A 21,057-nucleotide genomic window follows, 5' to 3' on the forward strand; every position below is an offset into this window, starting at 1 on the left:
TGAGTTGAACCCAGTGTGTTGCATGATCTGGCAGCGCTATAACCTGAACCAGACATGTTGTTGCCAACTGGCCACTACACCGGTGTGTCCAGTCACGGTTATCATTACTTTTATTATGGTTGCATAAGACGATGAAGCAGTTTTTATTAGCACTGGCAGACCGAGGGATCAGGTTAACAATCAGGGAAGGAAGGCTTTTTGTTGCGGCAGGAGCGAGTGCCTTGACCGACGCTGATAAAGCCAGCTTACGGCAGTATCGGCAGGACATCATCAGTCTGATCTCACAACTGGAACAACCCGCTGTACTGCCATTATGCCGTGCACCGGCGGGGCAGCCACCGGTACTGTCTTATGCACAACAAAGGTTATGGTTTATCGACCAACTGCAGGGAGGCTCCGCTGAGTATAATATACCGCTGGCCTTTGAAATCACTGGGCCGCTCGATCTGGCAGTCACTCGCATCGCCTTTAGCCAGATAGTCCGGCGTCATCAGGTTTTGCACACTGTCTATCGACTGGATGCAGCAGGCGTACCGCAGCCGGATCTGCTGACAGATTGGGCGCTTGAGTTGTCGCAGTGGGATTTACGGGATTGTGCACCGGCGCTATTACCACATCAGTTGACGACAACACTGGAGCGCGAATCGACGCGGCCTTTTGATCTGCGGACCGATCTGATGCTCAGAGTCGCTTGTCTGCAACTGCCGGATGCTGCGGACAATGCACCTCGGTGGGTATTGCTGCTGAACTTACATCACATCGCAGCGGACGGCTGGTCGATGACGGTGCTGTTTCGTGAGTTTCTGCAGTTGTACACGGCCTTACGTGACGGCCGGCAAGATGAGCTGCCAGCTTTGTCTTTACAGTACGCTGATTATGCCTGGTGGCATCGTCAACTGGTGCAGGACAGCCGTGTTGCAACGCAAACCACATACTGGCAGCAACAGCTCGCTGAGGCCCCTGCCGTGCATCAGCTCCGTTTAAGCCACCCCAGACCTGCCCAGAAACAATTTGCCGGTGCCATGGTCAGTGCAACTTTACCGGCGCAGACGGCCAATCGGCTGTTGACGCTGGCTAAACAGGTTCAGTTGACTCCTTTTATGCTGTTGCACGCCGCGCTTGCGCTGGTGCTGTCACGCCACAGCAACAGTGATGATATTCTGCTTGGTAGCCCAGTGGCGAACAGGCCCGATGTGGCATTGGATGGGCTGATCGGATTTTTTGTCAACACGCTGGTGTTTCGGCTAGATACCAACCAGCCAGATCTGCGTAGCTATCTGGCGCATGTCCGGCAGGTGCATCTAGCTGCACAGCAACATCAGGATCTGCCATTTGAACGCTTAGTGGAGTTATTACAAGTACCCAGGTCCACTGCCTATAGCCCGTTGTTTCAAATTTTGCTGACCACCAGCAATGAGTTTGGTCCTTTGCAGCAAACGGAGCAGCAGTTAGCTGGGCTACAGATTAAAAGCCTGCCTGAGACCGCAATCAGCACTAAATTTGATTTGGATATCCACTTGACACTGACCGAGCACGGGGTGTCCAGCGCCTGGATTTACGATGTGGCTATCTTCAGCGAAGCGGACGTCGTGCAGCTCAATACACATCTGCTGAATGTGTTAACTGGGTTTGCTGAGTTGACGACGGCTCAGCTCGATGCCGGCGTGCCGCTTGGCAGTGTGCCGATGCTGGATCCGTCTGAACTCGCGCAATTAAAACAATGGCAGGGTCCAACTATTCCACAGCAACGCCAACTGGGTATTCATCATTGGTTTGAACAACAAGTTCGGCAGCAACCCGATGGGATCGCACTGATTGATGACGGGCAGCATTTGAGTTTTCAGCAGTTAGCAGCGCAGGCAGAAGCTATTGCTGCTTATCTGCAGCATTGTTGTCTGGTACAACCCGGTCAGGTGATCGGTTTGTTTACCCGACGCGGAACTGGCATGGTTGCGGCAATCCTTGGCATTCTCAAAGCTGGTGCGGTGTATCTACCCTTTGATGTCAAAGCGACAGACGCCCGGTTACGCCATATAGTGGCAGACGCCAGGTTGACGTTGGTGTTAGCGGATGATTCAGCGCTGCCAGAAGCGCTTGCCAGTGTCCGTCAGGTGCGGCTGGCCAACATCGAGTCATCACAGCCTGTGAATCCTAGTTACAGCTCTGACCTGACAGCTGCAGCCTATTTACTCTATACCTCAGGGTCCACCGGCTCACCCAAAGGAGTCTGCCAGACCCATCAAACTTTGCTGAATTTGGTCGAACATCAGTATCAGTCGGATGGGGTCACTGCCGCCTTGAATACGCTCCAGTTCACGCCAATAACCTTTGATGTGTCTATCCAGGAACTGGCCACTTGCTGGCGTACCGGCAGCTGCCTGACGTTAATGACGGAGCAGGAAAAAGATCAACTGGATCGCCTGGCCGACTTACTTGCGGTGCGCCAGATTGAACGTTTGTTTATGCCACCGGCGGTGTTTGAATTGTTGGCAGAGCAGTTGCAGTCAGCGAGTGGTCAATTACCGCAACTGCGCGAAATCTTTGTCGCCGGCGACGTATGCCGTGTCACGCCGGAAATCGCCAATTTTATGCAACGCCATCCGCAATGTCGGATTTTCAACCACTACGGGCCGACTGAAACCCATGTGGTCAGTACTTATCAATTGAGTCCGCATGACCGCGGGGATTGCAGCATTGGCCGTGCTGTGGCGAATACTGCCTTGCTGGTACTGGATGGGCAACGAGCACCAGTCGCTTCGGGCGATATTGGCGAGCTGTATGTGGCTGGGCCGGGTCTGGCCATTGGCTACCAGAACAATACTGCGCTGACGGCCGCGGCATTTGTGGTTCAGCCGGTGCCTGGTTTACTCAGTGCGGCGACCCGCATGTATAAAACAGGCGATCTGGTGCGCTATCGGCCAGATGGTGCTTTGCAATTTATCGGGCGGGCTGATTTCCAGTTGAAGATCCGTGGGTTTCGTATTGAACCGGCAGAAATTGAATGCCAGCTCAACCAGTGTCCCGATGTGGAGTCGTCTCTGGTGATGGCGCAAAAGACAGCCGATGGCAGTGGGCAACTGGTCGCTTATGTCAAAATGCAGGGGGCAACCGAGCAATTTGACCCGGTCGCATTGCAGACCCAACTGGCGGCGACATTGCCTGCGTACATGGTGCCGGCAGCTATTGTCCGTTTGTCGCAATGGCCGTTGACCCGCAATGGCAAGATCGACCGCCAGGCATTGCCGCCTGTGGCGGAACTGACGACACAGCAGTACAAGGCCCCAACAACCGCGTTGCAGCAACAGCTGCAGCAAATTTGGGCGCTGTTGTTAGAGCGGCCCGCTGAGCAAATTCCGGTTGATGTCAGTTTTTTTGCACTGGGCGGACACTCTTTGCTGGCCGTGCGCTTGGTGGCGGCGATCCGGCAACAGCTGGCAGCAGAATTGTCGGTGCGGGATGTCTTTACCGCGGCCACTATCGAACAGCTCGCTTTGCTACTGCCCAAGGCCTGTCAAGACGAGCGGTGTCCAGCGCCTGCCAGTATCGGACCCACAGAAGGTATTGTGCTGCCGCTTTCTTATGCTCAGCAGCGTTTGTGGCTGGTCGACCGGTTGCAGGGGGGGTCACCGCAGTACAACATGCCACTGGCTTTTCACACCAAAGGGACCCTGGATCTTGAAGTTTTGCAGCAAGTGCTCAGCGCGCTGATACAACGTCATCAAATCCTGCGGACCCGTTATCCGGACCACGACAGTGGACCTTGTCAGTGGGTTGATGCCGCTGCACCGCTGCCGCTGATACAACATGACTGCAGTGGTTTCCCCCTGCCGCAACGCCAACAGATGTGTGAAGAACTGCTGGCAGCGGAGGCGGCACGACCCTTTGATTTAGCGCAGGAATGGCCCATCCGCGTGAGCTTTTATGGCCTTGAACTCCAGCCAGCAGATTGTTCAGAACGTCGTTTTGTCGAGGGTATTTTATTCATAAATCTGCATCATATTGCGATGGATGGCTGGTCACTGTCGATTCTGCAACAGGAGTTGTTTGCTTTGTATCAGGCCATGCAGCAAGGCCTGCCGTCACCGCTGCCGGCGCTCGCTTTGCAGTATGCCGATTTTGCCATCTGGCAACGTCAGGAGTGGCCGACAGCTGTCCTGCAGGGGCAACAAGACTATTGGCGGCAGCAGTTGGCGGATGTGCCTGTCATGCATGGTTTGGCGCTTGCGCAACCCAGGCCGGCACAAAAAGCTTACATCGGGGCGAGTGAATGCTTCCGTTTGCCGCAGTCCTACCAACAAAAATTGCAGGATCTGGCGGCTCAGCATCAACTGACACCTTTTATGCTGATGCATGCGGCGCTGGCACTGCTGCTGAGCCGGCATAGCAACAGCCATGACATCGTGATCGGTACGCCAGTGGCTAATCGGTTGTATGCCGAGCTGGAGGGCTTGATAGGCTTTTTCGTCAATGTGCTGGTGCTGCGGCTGAATACGGCGCAGCCGCTGCTGAGCACTTACTTGGCACATGTACGTCAGGTGCATGTGGCGGCACAGTCGAATCAGGATATTTCGTTTGAAAGTTTAGTTGAATTGCTGCAGATCTCGCGGGATGAGGCTTTCTCGCCATTGTGCCAGATCATGATCACCTACCAACATAAAACAACGGATACTGAACGTTCGGCTCCGGCACTGCCGGGAGTGGCGCTACAGCCGCTTGCCGGCACGGCCACAGTTGCGAAATTTGATCTGGACGTTGAATTTGTCGCCGATGCCGATGGGCTGACAGTGAACTGGATTTATGACTGTGCCATTTTCTCGGCGGAACAGATCCACCAACTCGGTCGGCAGTTGTTGCATTTACTGCGGGCCTTGGCCGATTTGCCTGATGCAGCTGTTGCGCCGGCTGAATTACCCATATTTGATGATGTTGAGCTGGCGCAGTTTTCTGCGCTTGCTGGCAGCCGCCAACCCTATGACAGCACTTTGTGTATTCATCAGTTGTTTGAACAGCAGGTGGCGCTGGCGCCGACACATCCGGCTTTGCAATGTGGCGATCAGGTACTCAGTTATCAGCAACTGAATCAACAGGCCAACCAACTAGCGCGTTATCTACAGCAACAGTGTCAGCTTGTGCCAGACACGCTGATAGGTCTTTGCACCGAGCGCTCTGTACAGATGATCAGCGGCACTTTGGCGATTTTAAAAGCCGGTGCGGCCTATGTACCGCTGGACCCGACTTACCCGACTGAGCGATTGGAGTTCATGCTGCAGGATTCCGCAGTGAAGATTATTCTGGCTGATCGTACAACGGTCGGCCAGCTTGATACTGAGCGTTATCAGGTGATCTGTTTGGACAGTATTGCCGAAATTCTGCAGCGCTATGCGGATGAAGATCTGCCAGCGGCTGGGTTGACCTCCGCTCATCTCGCCTATGCCATTTATACCTCAGGCTCAACCGGCTTACCAAAAGGGGTCTTGCTGGAGCATCGCGGCATCATCAATCTGGCGCTGAATCAGCGGCGCATGTTTGCGCTCAATGCTGACAGCCGAGTGTTGCATTTCGCATCGATGAGTTTTGATGCTGGCACCTGGGAATATGCAATGGCGCTGCTCAATGGGGCGACGCTGATCCTCGCCGACAGTGCGCAGCGGTTGTCACCGCTGGCAATCAATCAGTTGCTTGAGCAGGCCGCTATTACGCATGTCACTTTACCGCCGGCGTTTCTGGCGCTGATGACCTTTCAGCCAGACCTAGCGCTGCAAAGCCTGATTGTTGCCGGTGAAGCCTGCGATGCTGAGCTCGTGCAGCGCTGGGGAGGTCATTATCCGTTTTATAATGCCTACGGCCCAACGGAAACCTCGGTGTGTGCGACTTATACCCGGCTACGGCCAGGCGAGCGGATCAGCATAGGGAAAGCCCTGGACAACCTTTGCTTGTATGTCTTGGATGCCAGTCAGCAACTCTTACCCGTTGGTGTGATTGGGGAGTTGTATATTGGCGGTGATAGCCTGGCCAGAGCTTATCACCAGCAACCCGAACTGACAGCGGCCCGTTTTATCTGGCAACCGCAGTTGCAACAACGGCTGTATCGCACCGGAGATTTGGTGCGCTGGTTGCCGGATGGGCAACTGGAGTTTGCCGGTAGGACCGATAGTCAGGTCAAACTCAGGGGCATGCGGATAGAGCTGAGCGAAATTGAAACGCAACTGATGCAAAGTGAGCTGGTGGACGTGGCGGTCGTACTGCTGAAAACAGCACCCAACGGCAGTCAAACGCTAGCCGCTTATATCCACCTGGTCGCTAGGGTCCGTCGTGAGCAGGATGATTTTGCTGTGCTGGTGGCGCAGTTACAGCAGCAGTTGCTGACCCAGTTACCTCGGCATATGGTGCCGCCATTTTTCACCGAAGTGCTGCAATGGCCACTGACACCAAATGGCAAAATTGATAAGAAAGCGCTCCCTGAACCTGACTTTACGGCGGGGCAACCGCATTATGTGGCGGCGACGACTGACACCGAGCTGGCGCTGGTACAGTTATGGGCCAGTCTGCTGCAAGTACCGGCGGCTCAGATCAGTGTGACAGCGGATTTCTTTCTATCAGGAGGAAGTTCCATTTTGATCACTCGGCTGGAAACCGCGATACGGCATCAGTTTGCGGTTGAGTTTCCACTGCGTGAGCTGTTTACAGTGACCACGCTGGCCGAACAGGCAAGCCACATTGAGTACCTGTTGTTGCGAAACCGTGCTGAGCCACAGCACGAATCACTGGTCGACATGGCCTGGTAATCCTTTCCGCGGCCAGCGGGGTGAGCACGACTTACTCCGCAGTGGCCACTGTCTAATTTAATGGTAGCGATGAATATTATGAGAAATCTGTTGATAGAGCTGGAACGCGCCGGTGTTAGGTTGTACCTAGACGGTGATACCCTGAAATCCAAAGCCGTCGAAGGAGCGGTGACCCCCGAGATTGCAGCGCAGATCAGACAAAACAAAACAGACATCATCAGATTTCTGGCTGCATTGCATCCACAGCAGGCATCACAGATCCAGCTACTTCCCCGGACAGAGCCGAACGTCTGGCCAAGTTCTTTTGCCCAGCAGCGTTTGTATGCGCTGGATAAATTACAGGGGGGGTCTGTGGAATATCATATGCCGCAGGTGTTTACCCTCGACGGCGAACCCGATCTGTGTTTGCTGGAACAGGCATTTCGCACCATTGTGCAGCGTCACGAAGTACTTCGGACTGTGTTCGCAGACGGCGGGGATGGCAGCAGGATGCGTTTGCTGGCTGCTGAGGATTTTCAACTCAATCGTCAGGTTTGCACAGTGGAACAGCGGGACCGGCAACTGGAGCAGGAACTGCGAAGACCGTTTGAACTTGAGCGAGACTTTCTGTTGCGAGTCAGTTACCTGGAGGTTGATGATTCTGCACAACTGCTGATTTTAGTGTTGCACCATGTAGCGTCTGATGGCTGGTCAATGCAGTTGCTGTTGCAGGAGTTTATCAGCGTATATCAGTCACTTAAATTAGGCATTCAATCACAGTTAACGCCATTGCCGCTGCAATATGCGGATTATGCCAGCTGGCAACGTCAGCGGTTACAAGGCGATGTACTCCAGCAACTGCTGGACTTTTGGCAGCAGCAACTGGCAGATCTGCCGCTGGTGCACAGCCTGCCTTTGCTGGGCGACAGAACCGCAAGCAGGACTGGCGAAGGCGCCTTCGTCAGCACTGAACTCAATGGCCGGATCAGCCAGCGCTTGCAAACCTTGGCTCATCAGAGCGGTATGACACCTTTTATGCTGTGTCATGCCGCTCTGGCATTGGTGCTGTCAGCGCACAGCAACAGCCATGATATTGTAGTCGGCACGCCGGTGGCTAACCGGCGTCAACAGGCAGTTGAATCCTTGCTGGGCTTTTTTACCAATACGCTGGTGCTGCGACTCAATACTGGCCAGGCCACAGTGGCAGCGTATCTGGCGCATGTGCGTCAGACGCATCTGGCTGCTCATGAACATCAGGAACTGCCGTTTGAGAAGTTGGTTGAAGCGTTAAAAGTGCCGCGCAACAGCTCGTATAGCCCGCTGTTTCAGATCATGCTGACCACCAGTTCTGAGTATGGCGCTATGCAGACAGACCAGGAGATATCGCCGGCAGAAGGTCAGCAAGTGCTGGCCGATTTGCAGATCCGTCCGTTAGCACCATCGACCATGCTGACTAAGTTCGAGCTGGAGCTCAATGTGACCTTGTCGCCGCAAGGCGTGCTGATTGACTGGGCCTATGATCCTTCAGTGTTTGCCGCCGAGCGGATCAGCATGATGGCAACACATTTGACGAATGTGTTGCAGGCCTTCTGTGCAGACGATTTTGATGTGCAGCAAAATCCGTTGCGTTTACCGATGTTAGCGATGGATGAACTGCAGCAACTGCTGAGCTGGAACGACACCGCACGCGCCTTTGACAGTGAGCGCTGTATTCATCACTGGTTTGAAGCCCAGGTCGCGCTGACCCCCACGGCAGTCGCGGTGGAATGTGAAGGGCAGTCGCTCAGTTACGCACAGCTCAATGCCCGCGCAAACCAGCTGGCGCATTATCTGAAAACCGTGCACGGCGTCGGCGTCGATGTGCTGGTCGGGCTTTGCATGGAGCGCTCCCTGGAGATGGTGATAGGGCTGTGGGCCATTCTCAAAGCCGGTGGCGCTTATGTGCCACTGGACCCGGCCTATCCGGCGCAGCGTCTGGCTTATCTGCGGCAAGACGCGTCGGTGCAGGTGGTGCTGAGTCAGCTATCCGTGATGGCGCAGCTCGGATTATCAGATGCCGTCGTGGTCTCACAACAAGCCTGGGGCTTTGCCGATTGGCCGGTCCATAATGTGGTGGATGACGCCGCCCATGCCGGCCAGTTGGCCTATGTGATTTACACCTCAGGCTCCACAGGTCAGCCCAAAGGCGTGCTGATAGAGCACCGCAATACCATGGCCATGCTGCAATGGGCGCGGGAGGCTTATAGTGATGCCGAGTTACGCAGCGTACTGGCCTCGACGTCGCTGAATTTTGATTTGTCGGTCTATGAGCTGATGCTGCCGCTGTGTTTTGGTTTTCGCTGTGTGGTGGTGCGCAACGCACTGAGCCTATCGGAGCAAGCGCTGGACGTGAGTCTTATCAATACAGTGCCGTCGGCGATGAAAGCCTTGCTGGATGCAGCTGCAGTGCCGGCCAGCGTGCGGGTGATTAACCTCGCTGGTGAAGCACTGACCGCCCAGCAGGTGAACCAACTGCTGGCGCAATTGGAAGGCGTCGCGGTATGTAACTTGTACGGGCCGTCAGAAGATACCACCTACTCGACCTATGCCCGCTTTACCGAGCGTCTGACAACGGTGCCGAGCATTGGACGGGTGATAGCGAACAGCCAAAGTTATGTGCTGGGCAGTGGCGGTGAATTACTGCCGGTCGGGGCTGTGGGGGAACTGTATCTGGGAGGGGCAGGTCTGGCGCGTGGTTATCTGAACCGGCCAGAGCTGACGGCGGAGCGTTTTGTCGCAAACCCCTATTATGTGGCCGGTTCGCCAAATAGCAGTGAACGCTTGTATCGGACGGGAGACCTGGTGCGTTACCGGGCGGACGGTGCGCTGGAGTTTATCGGCCGGATAGATGACCAAGTGAAAGTACGTGGTTTCAGAATAGAACTGGGGGAGATAGAGCATCGGCTGAACGACCACATCGGCGTGCAGAGTTCGCTGGTGATGGCCTATAAAAATGCTGTGGGTGAGCAGCAGTTGGTCGCTTATGTGCAAGGGCCACTCACGGATGAGACGTCCTGGGGGGCGGAATTACAAGCATGGTTGCGTCAGACGTTACCGGAGCACATGGTGCCTGCGGTGCTGATAGAGGTGCAGGAATGGCCGCTGAATGCCAATGGCAAGGTGGACCGCAAGGCATTACCGGCAGTGACGGTGCAGGCGAGCGGAGGTTATCAGGCGCCCGCCGGTGAAACAGAGCAACTGTTAGCGGGGATTTGGTCAGAGGTGCTCGGTATCCCGCTTGCACAAATCAGTGCCACGGCCAGCTTCTTTGAGCTGGGCGGTCATTCGTTGTTGCTGATGAAACTGGCAGGCCAGCTGGCGCTGCAGGGCTATCCCGTCGCAGCACAAGCCTTATATAAAGCGCCTGTTTTACAGACGATGGCCCTTTTGCTCACGACGCTACCTCCATCAGCAGAGCGCTATGTCGTACCGGAGAATCTTATCCCGCCAGGCTGTCTGTCGATAACGCCAGCGATGTTGCCGCTGGTGAAGTTAACCCAGCCAGAGCTGGATGCTCTTTGCGCCAAAGTCCCAGGCGGAGCGGCCAATATTCAGGATATTTATCCATTAGCGCCGCTGCAGGAAGGCGTGCTCTTTGTGCACAGCCTGCATCCGCAGCACGACCCTTATGTAAGTACGATGACTCTGAGCCTGCCAGACGAAGCTGCGCTGCCGCTATTGCTCAAACAGCTGCAACAGCTGACTGCACGCCATGATGTGCTCAGGACCGCAATATTCTGGCAAGACCGGCACGACCCCCTTCAGGTGGTGGTGCGCCAGGCACAAATCCCAGTCCGGCGTTTGTCATTTGCCGGCCCTGATGTGCAGGCGCAGTTTATGGCCTATGTCGACACCGCTGCGCACGGCATGTCGCTGGAGCAGGCGCCATTGTTGCAATTGGAAGTAACTGAAGCGGATACGGATGGACGCTGTTATCTGCTGCTGAAGTTCCACCACTTGGTGACGGACCACGTCTCACTCGAAATCCTGATGGAAGAGCTGGCACTGCTGACGGCGCAACCGGATGCAGAGTTACCGCCAGTCCGACCTTACCGTGAATTTATCGCGCAGATGCAACATCAGTTGTCACAGCTGGATGTGGCCGGTTTTTTTACCCGCGAATTGGGCGATGTGGATAGTGCCACCCTGCCGTTTGGCCTGGACCAGGTGCTCGGCGATGGTCAGGCGGTGCGGGAATACAGCTGCGAGGTCCCGCTGGATTTATCGACCCGGCTCCGGGCAGTGGCAAAATCACAGCAACTGAGTCCGGCGGTGCTGTTTCATGCCTGCTGGTCGCTGGTGGTCGCCGCCTGCAGTGGCCGCGATGATGTGGTGTTTGGCACCGTATTATCGGGTCGGCTGGGCGGCATCGCAGGCATAGAGCGGATGATGGGCATGCTGATAAACACGCTGCCGCTGCGGGTGAAACTGGCCCAGCACAGTGCCTTGTCGTTGGTGCAACAGCTCGATAGTCAGCTCAAAGCCTTGCTGCCTTATGAGCAGGTCTCGCTCGCTCAGGCCCAAAGCTACAGCGCCGTCACGGGCAGTAGCCCGCTGTTTAGCTCATTGCTCAATTACCGCCATAACAGCGGCCAACAGCACACGCCTGGCGCTGTGGGACAAGTGGCTGAAGGGGCGTTGCAATTGCTGGGCAGTCGGGAGCGAACCAACTATCCGTTTGATGTCTCGGTCAATGACCAGGGGGCCCACAGGGCTTTTAGTCTGGACTTGCAGGTGGTGGCGTCGGTGTCCGCAGCCCGGGTGGCCGATTATGTGCTGGTGGCGCTCGAAGGACTGGTCGCCGCACTGGAAGCGGGAGGCTCAGCTTTAGCGCTGCGCTTGCCTGTGTTGCCGCTGTCGGAGCTTGAGCAACAGGACGTCACATGGCAGTCGCCTGCGCTGGCTGTGCCCGCCACTCAGAGTATTCATCAGCTGTTTGCTGCACAGGTCGCCAGGCAGCCCGAAGCCATCGCTGTGGTCTGGCAACAACAGCGCTGGAGTTATGCCGCCCTGAATGCACAAGCCGACCAACTGGCCCATTACCTGCAAACCACCTATGCCGTGCAACCAGGCCAGCGCGTCGGCGTCTGTCTCGGACGCAGCCCATGGGTCGCCATCGCGCTGCTTGGCATCTTAAAAGCCGGTGGCAGCTATGTACCGCTCGATGCAAACTATCCAGACCATCGACTGGCCTTTATGCTGCAGGATACCGCACTGAAGGTGGTGCTGACCGAAAGCGCCCTCGTCTCCCGCTTCGCCGCCCTCGGATGTGCGCAACTGGTGCTCGATGAAACACTCACCTGGCAGCAACCGCATACAGGGCACACTGATACGGTCAGTACTGCTGCCGATGAAGCCTATGTGATGTATACCTCCGGTTCGACCGGCCAGCCTAAGGGCGTGCAGGTCCGGCACGAGTCCGTGGTCCGGCTGGTGCAGGGGCAGGACTTTATGCCGCTGCACCAGCACACGGTGTTTTTGCAATGTGCTCCCCTCGCCTTTGATGCCTCCACGCTGGAGCTCTGGGGACCGCTGCTCAATGGCGGCTGCTGCGTGTTTTATCCGCACGAGCAGTTGTCGGTGCAGAATCTCAATGACGTGGTCAGGCACTATGGCATCACCGCGCTGTGGTTGACCTCGGGCCTCTTTACCCAGTGGAGCAGTGAGTGCGCCGAGGATTTAGCCCTGTCCTACATTCTGGCAGGTGGCGATGTGCTCGATGTGCAGGCCGTCGAGCGGGTGCAGCGCCGGTTACCTCAGGCCGTTATCATCAACGGCTATGGCCCGACCGAGAACACCACCTTTAGCTGCTGCCACGTGCTCCAACCCGGCCGCACTTATCGTGCTGGCGTACCAATAGGCACGCCGCTGCGCGGTGAGCGGGTCCGGGTGTTGTCAGCCTGGGGCGCCGCCGTCCCCTGGGGCATGAGCGGCGAGTTGTATGTCAGTGGACAGGGCGTGGCAACCGGTTACTTAAATCAGCCGCAGTGGACGATGGAGCGTTTTGTCCAGCACCTGTGGGGCGAGGATACGGCGCGTCGTTGGTACCGAACAGGCGATTTGGTGCGCTATAACGGCGCTGGCGAGCTGGAATATGTCGGTCGGCTGGATGAGCAGGTGAAAATCCGCGGCTACCGGGTGGAGCCTGCTGAAGTGAGTCATGCACTGGAGCAATTGCCAGGGGTGCGCAAAGCCCTAGTGGTCGCTGAGCATGAGCGGCAGCGGCTGGTCGGTTATGTCGAGCTCGCTGACGCGGCGCAGGGCGACGAGATGCGTCGGTTACGGGAGGCGCTGAGCGCGGTGTTACCGGCCTATCAGGTGCCATCGGTGCTGGTATTGGTGGAGGCATGGCCATTAACGGCCAATGGCAAGGTGGACCGACGGGCCTTACCGGCGGTGACTGTCAGCAGTGAGACCTATATCGCACCTGCCACCCAGACCGAGCATCGACTGGTGGCGATGTGGTCAGCAGTACTGGGGGTAGCGGCAGAGACCTTGAGTACCTCGGCGAATTTCTTTGAGCTGGGCGGCCATTCCCTGTTGCTGATGAAGTTGGTGCGAACCATCAATCAGGGATTTGAACTGCAACTGGAACTGGCCGCGCTGTATGAGTGCGAAGATATCCGTGCCTTGGCCAGGCTGATTGGATCGGTACAGCAACTCAAGACAATGGTAGGACAGCAGATGGAAAACACGCAAGAATTTGAGGATTTTGAGTTATGAATATCAGCGAGTTAGTGCATCAGTTGCAACAGGCCGAAGTCGTTTTTTGGCAGGAAGATGGCAAAATCAGAACAAAGGTTCCAAAAAATCTTGATGCTGGACTGCGACAGGCGATGACCGAACAGCGTGAGGCGCTCCGGTCGCATCTGACCGATCTGTTCAAAGCAGGAGCTGAGTTGCCCCGGATTGGTAAAGCCGCAGCTGACGCAATTCCGCTGTCGTTTGCACAGCAACGATTATGGCTCATCGATCAATTGCAGGGCAGTTCCGCCGAGTACAATATGCCGATGCTTTATCAGGTGCACGGCACTTTTGACTTGTCGCTCGCCGCCGCTGCATTGAGCCAGATCATCGCTCGACATGATATTTTGCGCACCTCCTACCGGCGCGGGAGCACAGGGCCTGAACAGTATGTGCGACCAGCACAACCTTTTCAGATCCAGCTATCTGATCTGTCCATGTTGCCAGCAGAACAGCAATCTGTGGCGTTAGAGCAACTGATCGCTGTCGAACAGCACAAACCTTTTGATTTAACCAGTGATCTGATGCTCAGGGCTCATTATATTCAGCAGCATAGGGATAACAGCAGCTCTGCTGGCTGGCTATTGTTCAATATGCATCATATTGCTTCCGACGGTTGGTCTATGGCGCTGCTGACGGAAGAATTTCTGACGTTGTATGCCGGGCTGAGTGCAGACCCAACTTTTCAGCTACCGCCGCTGGAGCTGCAATATCAGGATTATGCCCACTGGCAACGGCAATGGTTGTCGGGGGCCAGACTTGATGAAGAACTGGCTTACTGGCAACAGCAGTTGGCTGAAGTACCAGTGTTACATCAGTTGCCAACAGCAGAACGGCCAGCCGAGAAACAATATGCCGGTGTCCTTAGCCAGCAAAACGTATCGTCCGTGTTGGTGGAACGGCTGCACCAGTTGGCGCGCTCACAGCAGTTGACCCCTTTTATGTTGCTGCACGGGGCTCTGGCCTTAGTGTTAGCACAATTCAGCGGTAGCCGGGACATTGTCACCGGCACTCCGGTGGCGAATCGGCAGCAGCCAGAACTGACGCCGCTGGTCGGTTACTTTGCTAATACACTCGTACTCAGGCTCAATACCAGACAGCCGACATTGGCGGCCTACCTGGCCCATGTCCGCGCAGTGCACCTGGCGGCACAGGCGCGGCAGGAGCTGCCTTTTGATCAGTTGGTTGACTTGCTGAAATTGCCACGCAGTACCAGTTACAATCCCCTGTTCCAGATGATGGTGACGACTAATTCCGACTATGGTTTACCGACGGCTTCTGCAGCAGGGCCTGGCGGGTTAAGCTTCGAGGCAGTGTTACCAGCCTGCCCAGCCGCCAAGTTTGATTTGGAAGTGAACCTCAATGTGTCGGCGCAGGAGCTATGCATCAGTTGGCTGTATGACCGAGCCTTGTTCAGCGCCAGCCTGATTGAGCGTTGCCAGCAGCAACTTGCCGCTGTGCTCGCTCGATTTGCTGACTGCGCTGCGCCAGCACAGACGGCGCTGTGGCAACTCACGACACTGAATCCGGCGGAACTGGCTTTGTTGCCTTCGTTGCAGGGGCCTGCCGCTTCTTATCAGCAAAGCAGCTCGTCGATTGCCGACCAATTTGCCAGGATGGCGACGCGCTGGCCTGAACAGACGGCGCTACGCTGTCGACAGCAGACACTGACCTATCGACAGTTGGATGAAGCGGCGAACCTGCTGGCGCACAGATTGCGTCAGCAGTTGAGTTTGACAGTGGATAGCAAAATCGCCTTGTGCTTGCCGCGCTCGGTCGAATTGATAGTGGCGATGTTGGCTGTCCTTAAAGCTGGCGCTGTTTATGTGCCGTTGAATCCGGACGAACCGGCCAGTCGGTTGCAATTTATGCTGGCTGATATCAGTGCCTGTGCTGTGCTGACTGCGCCTGCACTGGCTGAACTGCCGGCCTTAAAGGGCTGGCCTTTGTGGTTGCTGCAGTCCGACCTGACAGTGGCAGGCCAGTCTCCCTGGCAGGTAACAGACGGCCACAGTGCTCCGCAGTTGCCGCTGCACATGGATGGCAACCAGCTCGCCTATATCATGTATACGTCGGGTTCCACCGGTCAGCCGAAAGGTGTGATGGTGCCACATCGGGGCGTGTTGCGGTTGGTGACGCAACCGGCTTTTATGGCGCTTGATCATCAAACCGTATTTTTACAAAGCGCCAATACTGCCTTTGATGCCGCGACCCTCGAAATTTGGGGGCCTTTACTCAATGGCGGTCAATGTGTGCTGTATCCAGAGTCAGTGCTGACTCTGCAGCAGCTGAATCAGGTGATCCGGGCGTACCAGATCAATGCAATCTGGCTGACTGCCGGACTGTTTAGTGAATGGAGTCACACTTGCGATGCCAGTTTGCCCCTGCGTTACATCTTGGCTGGTGGCGACGTGCTGGATCCGCAGGCGGTCGCGCGAGTGCAGCAAAAGCTGCCAACAGCGCAGTTGGTGAATGGTTACGGCCCGACCGAAAACACCACTTTTACCTGTTGTTGGCCTGTTCCTGCCGGCATTGCGGCAGATCGGGCTATCCCGATCGGTCAGCCGCTGACAGGTGACTGGGTGTTGTTGCTGGATGAAGATCTACAGCCGGTACCGGCAGGTGGTATCGGCGAACTTTGTGTCAGTGGACCAGGTTTGGCAACTGGGTATCTGAATCTGGCCGAGTCCGTAGCCGATCGATTTATCGACAATCCTTGGTATCATCCAGCGTTACCGACCTACTATCAGCGTTTATATAAAACAGGTGATTTAGCGCGGTTCAATGCCCAGGCACAACTGGAATATTGTGGCCGGACCGATCACCAGTTGAAGATCCGCGGCTTTCGGGTTGAACTGGCAGAAATTGAACAAAAGCTCAGTTTATTGGCGTCGGTGCAGCGGGCGCTGGTGTTGGCACCACGCACTGCACAAGGGCAGCGACAGCTGACCGCTTATCTGGAACTGATCCCTGAGGCAGAAGCCCTTTATCAACAGGATCCGCAAACTTGGTTCATGCAATTTAAAGCTCAGTGCGCGGCCTTACTGCCCGAATACATGGTGCCGGCGGCGCTGGCGGTGGTTGATCGTTGGCCGCTCACCAACAACGGTAAAATTGACCGCGCGGCTTTGCCACTACCTCAGTCATTGCAATTTGCCGGGCATTATGTAGCACCGCAGACGGCAGCTGAACAGTTGTTGGTCAGTAGCTGCGCGGAGTTGCTGGGGGTGCCTGGCGATACGCTCAGTATCAGTGCTAACTTTTTTGCCTTGGGTGGTCACTCTTTATTGCTGATCCAACTGATCGAACGGCTGAACCGAGGCGGCTATCAGGTACCAGCGCAGCAATTATTTAACGCGGCGACCTTGCAACAGATGGCAGATTTGATGCAACTGGCGCAGCCAGCTCAGCCAGAGACGCCTGCCAATCTGATCCCGGCGGGCGCGACACAGATCACACCTGAGATGCTGACGCTGATCCGGCTCAGTCAGGCTGAGATCGATCAAATCTGCCGGCAGGTTCCGGGCGGGGCAGCCAATATTGAGGATATCTATCCGCTGGCGCCATTGCAGCAAGGTGTGCTGGCGATGCATGCCATCACCGAAGGGCGTGACCCTTATGTCACGACTATGGCTTTTGAATGCCAGAGTCTGGCTTTACTGGAACAACTGCATCGTCAGCTCAGTTTCCTGTTGCAGCGCCATGATGTACTGCGTACTTGTATTTTGTGGCGGGGTCGTGCCGAAGCTATTCAACTGGTCCTGCGCGAAGTGCCACTGCAAGTGCGCTGGTTGCCCATGCCAGCGACTGACGATGTCCGGCAAAGCTTTTTGCAGTATGTCGCACAAGGGGCACACCGAATTGAACTGGAAGCAGCCCCTTTGCTGCAATTAGAGGCACTCAGCACAGGCCAGGACGGGGCTTGTTATGCGCTGCTGAAAGTTCATCACCTGTTGATAGACCATGTGTCGCTGGACATCATGATGGAAGAGCTGTCTGTGCTCGAGCAGGGCGGTGCTGCTGACTTGCCGTCGGTGATACCTTACCGCCATTTTATTGCCCGGACCCTACAACAGCAGCAACTGGATGTGACAGGGTATTTCCGCGGTTTGTTGGGGGACTTTACGGCGCCCTCTTTACCATTTGGTCTGGCAAATATCACCTCGGATGGAAGCCAGACCCAAGAACTGGTCATGACTTTGCCTGCAGCATTGTCTGCCGGCATCCGCCAACAGATGAAACAACTGCAACTGAGTCCAGCGGTCATGTTCCATCTCGCCTTTGCGATGGTGTTGGGAGCCTGTGCCGGTCAAAAAGATGTGGTATTCGGCACCGTATTGTCCGGTCGCGTGCATGGCGGCCCTGGCACTAGCCGGATGCTTGGCATGTTGATCAATACTTTACCAGTGCGGATACAGCTCAATAACGCAGACAGCCGTACCTTGCTACTGCAACTGCAGCGGCAACTGCAGGCGCTGTTATCTTATGAGCAGGTCTCGCTGTCGCAGGCGAGTCGCTGTAGCGGCGTTGATGTGAGTTCGCCGTTATTTAGTGCAGTGCTGAACTACCGACACTCCCATGTAGCAACAGCGACTGCCGACGCAGAGGTTACGCTGCTTGGCGTCAAGGAAAGGACCAATTATCCGTTGGTATTATCGGTGGATGATTTGGCGAGTGATTTCCGGCTGAATTTGCAGGTGGCTCCGCAGATCGCAGCTGTACCACTGGCGAGCCATGTTTGTGCAGCACTGGCTGCGTTGTTAACTGCGCTGCAAAGTGATGAGCCGCGTGTTGTTGCGGCATTGTCAGTGCTGTCGGATGCAGAGCGGACGCAGCAACTGCTGAGCTGGAACGACACCGCACGCGCCTTTGACAGTGAGCGCTGTATTCATCACTGGTTTGAAGCCCAGGTCGCACTGACCCCCACGGCAGTCGCGGTGGAATGTGAAGGGCAGTCGCTCAGTTACGCCCAGCTCAATGCCCGCGCAAACCAGCTGGCGCATTATCTGAAAACAGTGCACGGCGTCGGCGTCGATGTGCTGGTCGGGCTTTGCATGGAGCGCTCCCTGGAGATGGTGATAGGGCTGTGGGCCATTCTCAAAGCCGGTGGCGCTTATGTGCCACTGGACCCGGCCTATCCGGCGCAGCGTCTGGCTTATCTGCGGCAAGACGCGTCGGTGCAGGTGGTGCTGAGTCAGCTATCCGTGATGGCGCAGCTCGGATTATCAGATGCCGTCGTGGTCTCACAACAAGCTTGGGGCTTTGCCGATTGGCCGGTCCATAATGTGGTGGATGACGCCGCCCATGCCGGCCAGTTGGCCTATGTGATTTACACCTCAGGCTCCACAGGTCAGCCCAAAGGCGTGCTGAACAATCACCGCGCACTGGCGAACCGGGTGGAGTGGATGCACAACGCTTATGGCCGTGCCGCCGGGGATGTGGTGCTGCAAAAAACCCCGTACAGCTTTGATGTATCGGTATGGGAGTTTGTCTGGCCGCTGGTGACAGGTTCACGCCTGGTGCTGGCGCGGCCTGAAGGTCATAAAGAGCCCGCCTACCTGGCTGAAGTGATACAGGCGCAGGGCGTCAGCCAGTTGCACTTTGTCCCTTCAATGCTGGGGTTAATGCTCGAGCATGGCGGCTTGCGTGACTGCAAGTCGGTGCGGCAAGTGTTCTGTAGCGGCGAGGCGCTGCAAGTCGGCCATGTGGCTGCATTTAAAGCGCAGATGCCCTGGGCAGAGTTGCACAATTTGTATGGACCGACCGAAGCGGCGATTGATGTCAGTTATTGGGACTGCCGAAACGACTGTGCCACCAGTGTGCCGATAGGCAAGCCAATCCAGAACATCAGTCTGTACATTTTGGATGAACATCAGCAGTTGCTGCCCGTGGGGGCGGCAGGTGAACTCTATATCGGTGGCATCGGTCTGGCGCGTGGTTACCTGAACCGGCCAGAGCTGACGGCGGAGCGTTTTGTCGCGAACCCCTATTATGTGCCCGGTTCCTTTAAGAGCAGTGAACGCTTGTATCGGACCGGGGATTTGGCGCGTTACCGCACTGACGGCAACATCGAGTATCTGGGCCGGCTGGATTTCCAGGTCAAGCTGCGAGGCTTCAGGATAGAGCTGGGCGAGATAGAAGCGGCACTGGGTCAATTGGCAGGCATAGATTCAGCCTTGGTGGTGGCGCATGGGACGGGTGAGCGTCAGCAACTGGTGGGGTATTACAAGGCAAACAGTGCAGGCCATGCCGGGCAGTTGGCGCTTAAAGCGCAGCTGCAGCAGAAGTTACCGGAGCACATGGTGCCTGCGGTGCTGATAGAGGTGCAGGAATGGCCGCTGAATGCCAATGGCAAGGTGGACCGCAAGGCGTTACCGGCAGTGACGGTGCAGGCGAGCGGAGGTTATCAGGCGCCCGCCGGTGAAACAGAGCAACTGTTAGCGGGGATTTGGTCAGAGGTACTGGGTATCCCGCTTGCACACATCAGTGCCACGGCCAGCTTCTTTGAGCTGGGCGGTCATTCGTTGTTGCTGATGAAGCTGGTGCAGCATATCGATCAAATCTTCCGGACCCGGGGGATTTCAATCAGCAAAGTGGTGGAATATCCGGTACTCAGCGCAATGGCCCGGGTGATTGACAGCCATAACGATCAGCAGTGGCAAGTGCTGACGGTTTTACGCCAAGTACCGGCCGAGGCTTGTTTTGCTGAAGTATTCATCGCACCGGGGGCCGGCATGACCAGCGGTGGTTATGTCGATTTGGCTGCCGCCATGCCGCATATCCGTTTCCTCTGTTTGGAACCGGTGGGCGGACATCCACTGGAACCGCAGATCGAGCACTGGGATCAATTGATTGAGCTTTATGCAGAGGCAGTCATCAGCCGACTGCAAGGACAGCAACAACCGGTGTATTTGCTCGGGCATTCGTCGGGTGGCGCTGTTGCTTTTGCGTTGGCAACGCGATTGGAGTCATTAGGCCGCCAAGTCCGGTTGTTGCTGTGTGAATGCCTGGTCGCTACCGATGAGCAACCGCAGTTTCAACTGAGTTCGGCAGAAAAACAACAACTGATGCTGGATTATGCCCGCGAGCTGCAACCCAGCTCGGATGACGCAGCCTTGTTACGCTGGCTGGATTTGAGTCTGACCCAGCGGCTGTTTCAGAGTTACTTCCGTCAGGTGGACTGGTCCCGTATGTACCGGCCGCAGCAGCAACTGCAGGGACAAGTTTATCTGGTACTGACCCCGGAGCGGCCGGCGCAATACTGGCAGGACGTTCGGCAGGCGTTGCTGCCACATCTGAGGCTGCCACCCGTGCAGATTAACACCGAAGGGGGGCATGTCAGCATGATCAGACATCCACATGTAAGCACGCTGGCAGCCCGGCTGCAGGCGGTGGTGTTTGGTGCGCCGCCGACAGCCAGCACTCAGCAACAGCACGATGCACTACGGCAATGTTCGCTGACAGCAGCAGCCGACTAACACCGTTGCTGTGGCGATAGCGTCAAGGTTTA

The 21,057-nt window shown here is 56.2% G+C and carries 3 protein-coding genes; all 3 read left to right on the top strand.

The annotated features are described in order from the left end of the window. Window positions 1-131: 131 nt before the first annotated feature. The 3 genes from AC53GJ_RS21195 (at window position 132) to AC53GJ_RS21205 (ending at window position 21,025) form a co-directional block, all read left to right on the top strand. Window positions 132-6,785, top strand: coding sequence for an amino acid adenylation domain-containing protein (locus AC53GJ_RS21195; protein ID WP_496730396.1), 6,654 nt, complete (start codon window positions 132-134; stop codon window positions 6,783-6,785). 78 nt (window positions 6,786-6,863) lie between these two features. Next, window positions 6,864-13,526: an amino acid adenylation domain-containing protein gene (locus AC53GJ_RS21200; protein WP_496730397.1), complete on the top strand. Its 6,663-nt coding sequence runs from the start codon at window positions 6,864-6,866 to the stop codon at window positions 13,524-13,526. Continuing rightward, the gene (locus AC53GJ_RS21205) at window positions 13,523-21,025 is read left to right on the top strand and encodes an amino acid adenylation domain-containing protein (protein ID WP_496730398.1); all 7,503 of its coding nucleotides are present in this window, start codon (window positions 13,523-13,525) and stop codon (window positions 21,023-21,025) included. The genes AC53GJ_RS21200 and AC53GJ_RS21205 overlap by 4 nt, the downstream gene beginning before the upstream one ends. The last annotated feature ends 32 nt before the right edge of the window (window positions 21,026-21,057 follow it).

The organism is Rheinheimera sp. B2H12, from assembly GCF_059620065.1.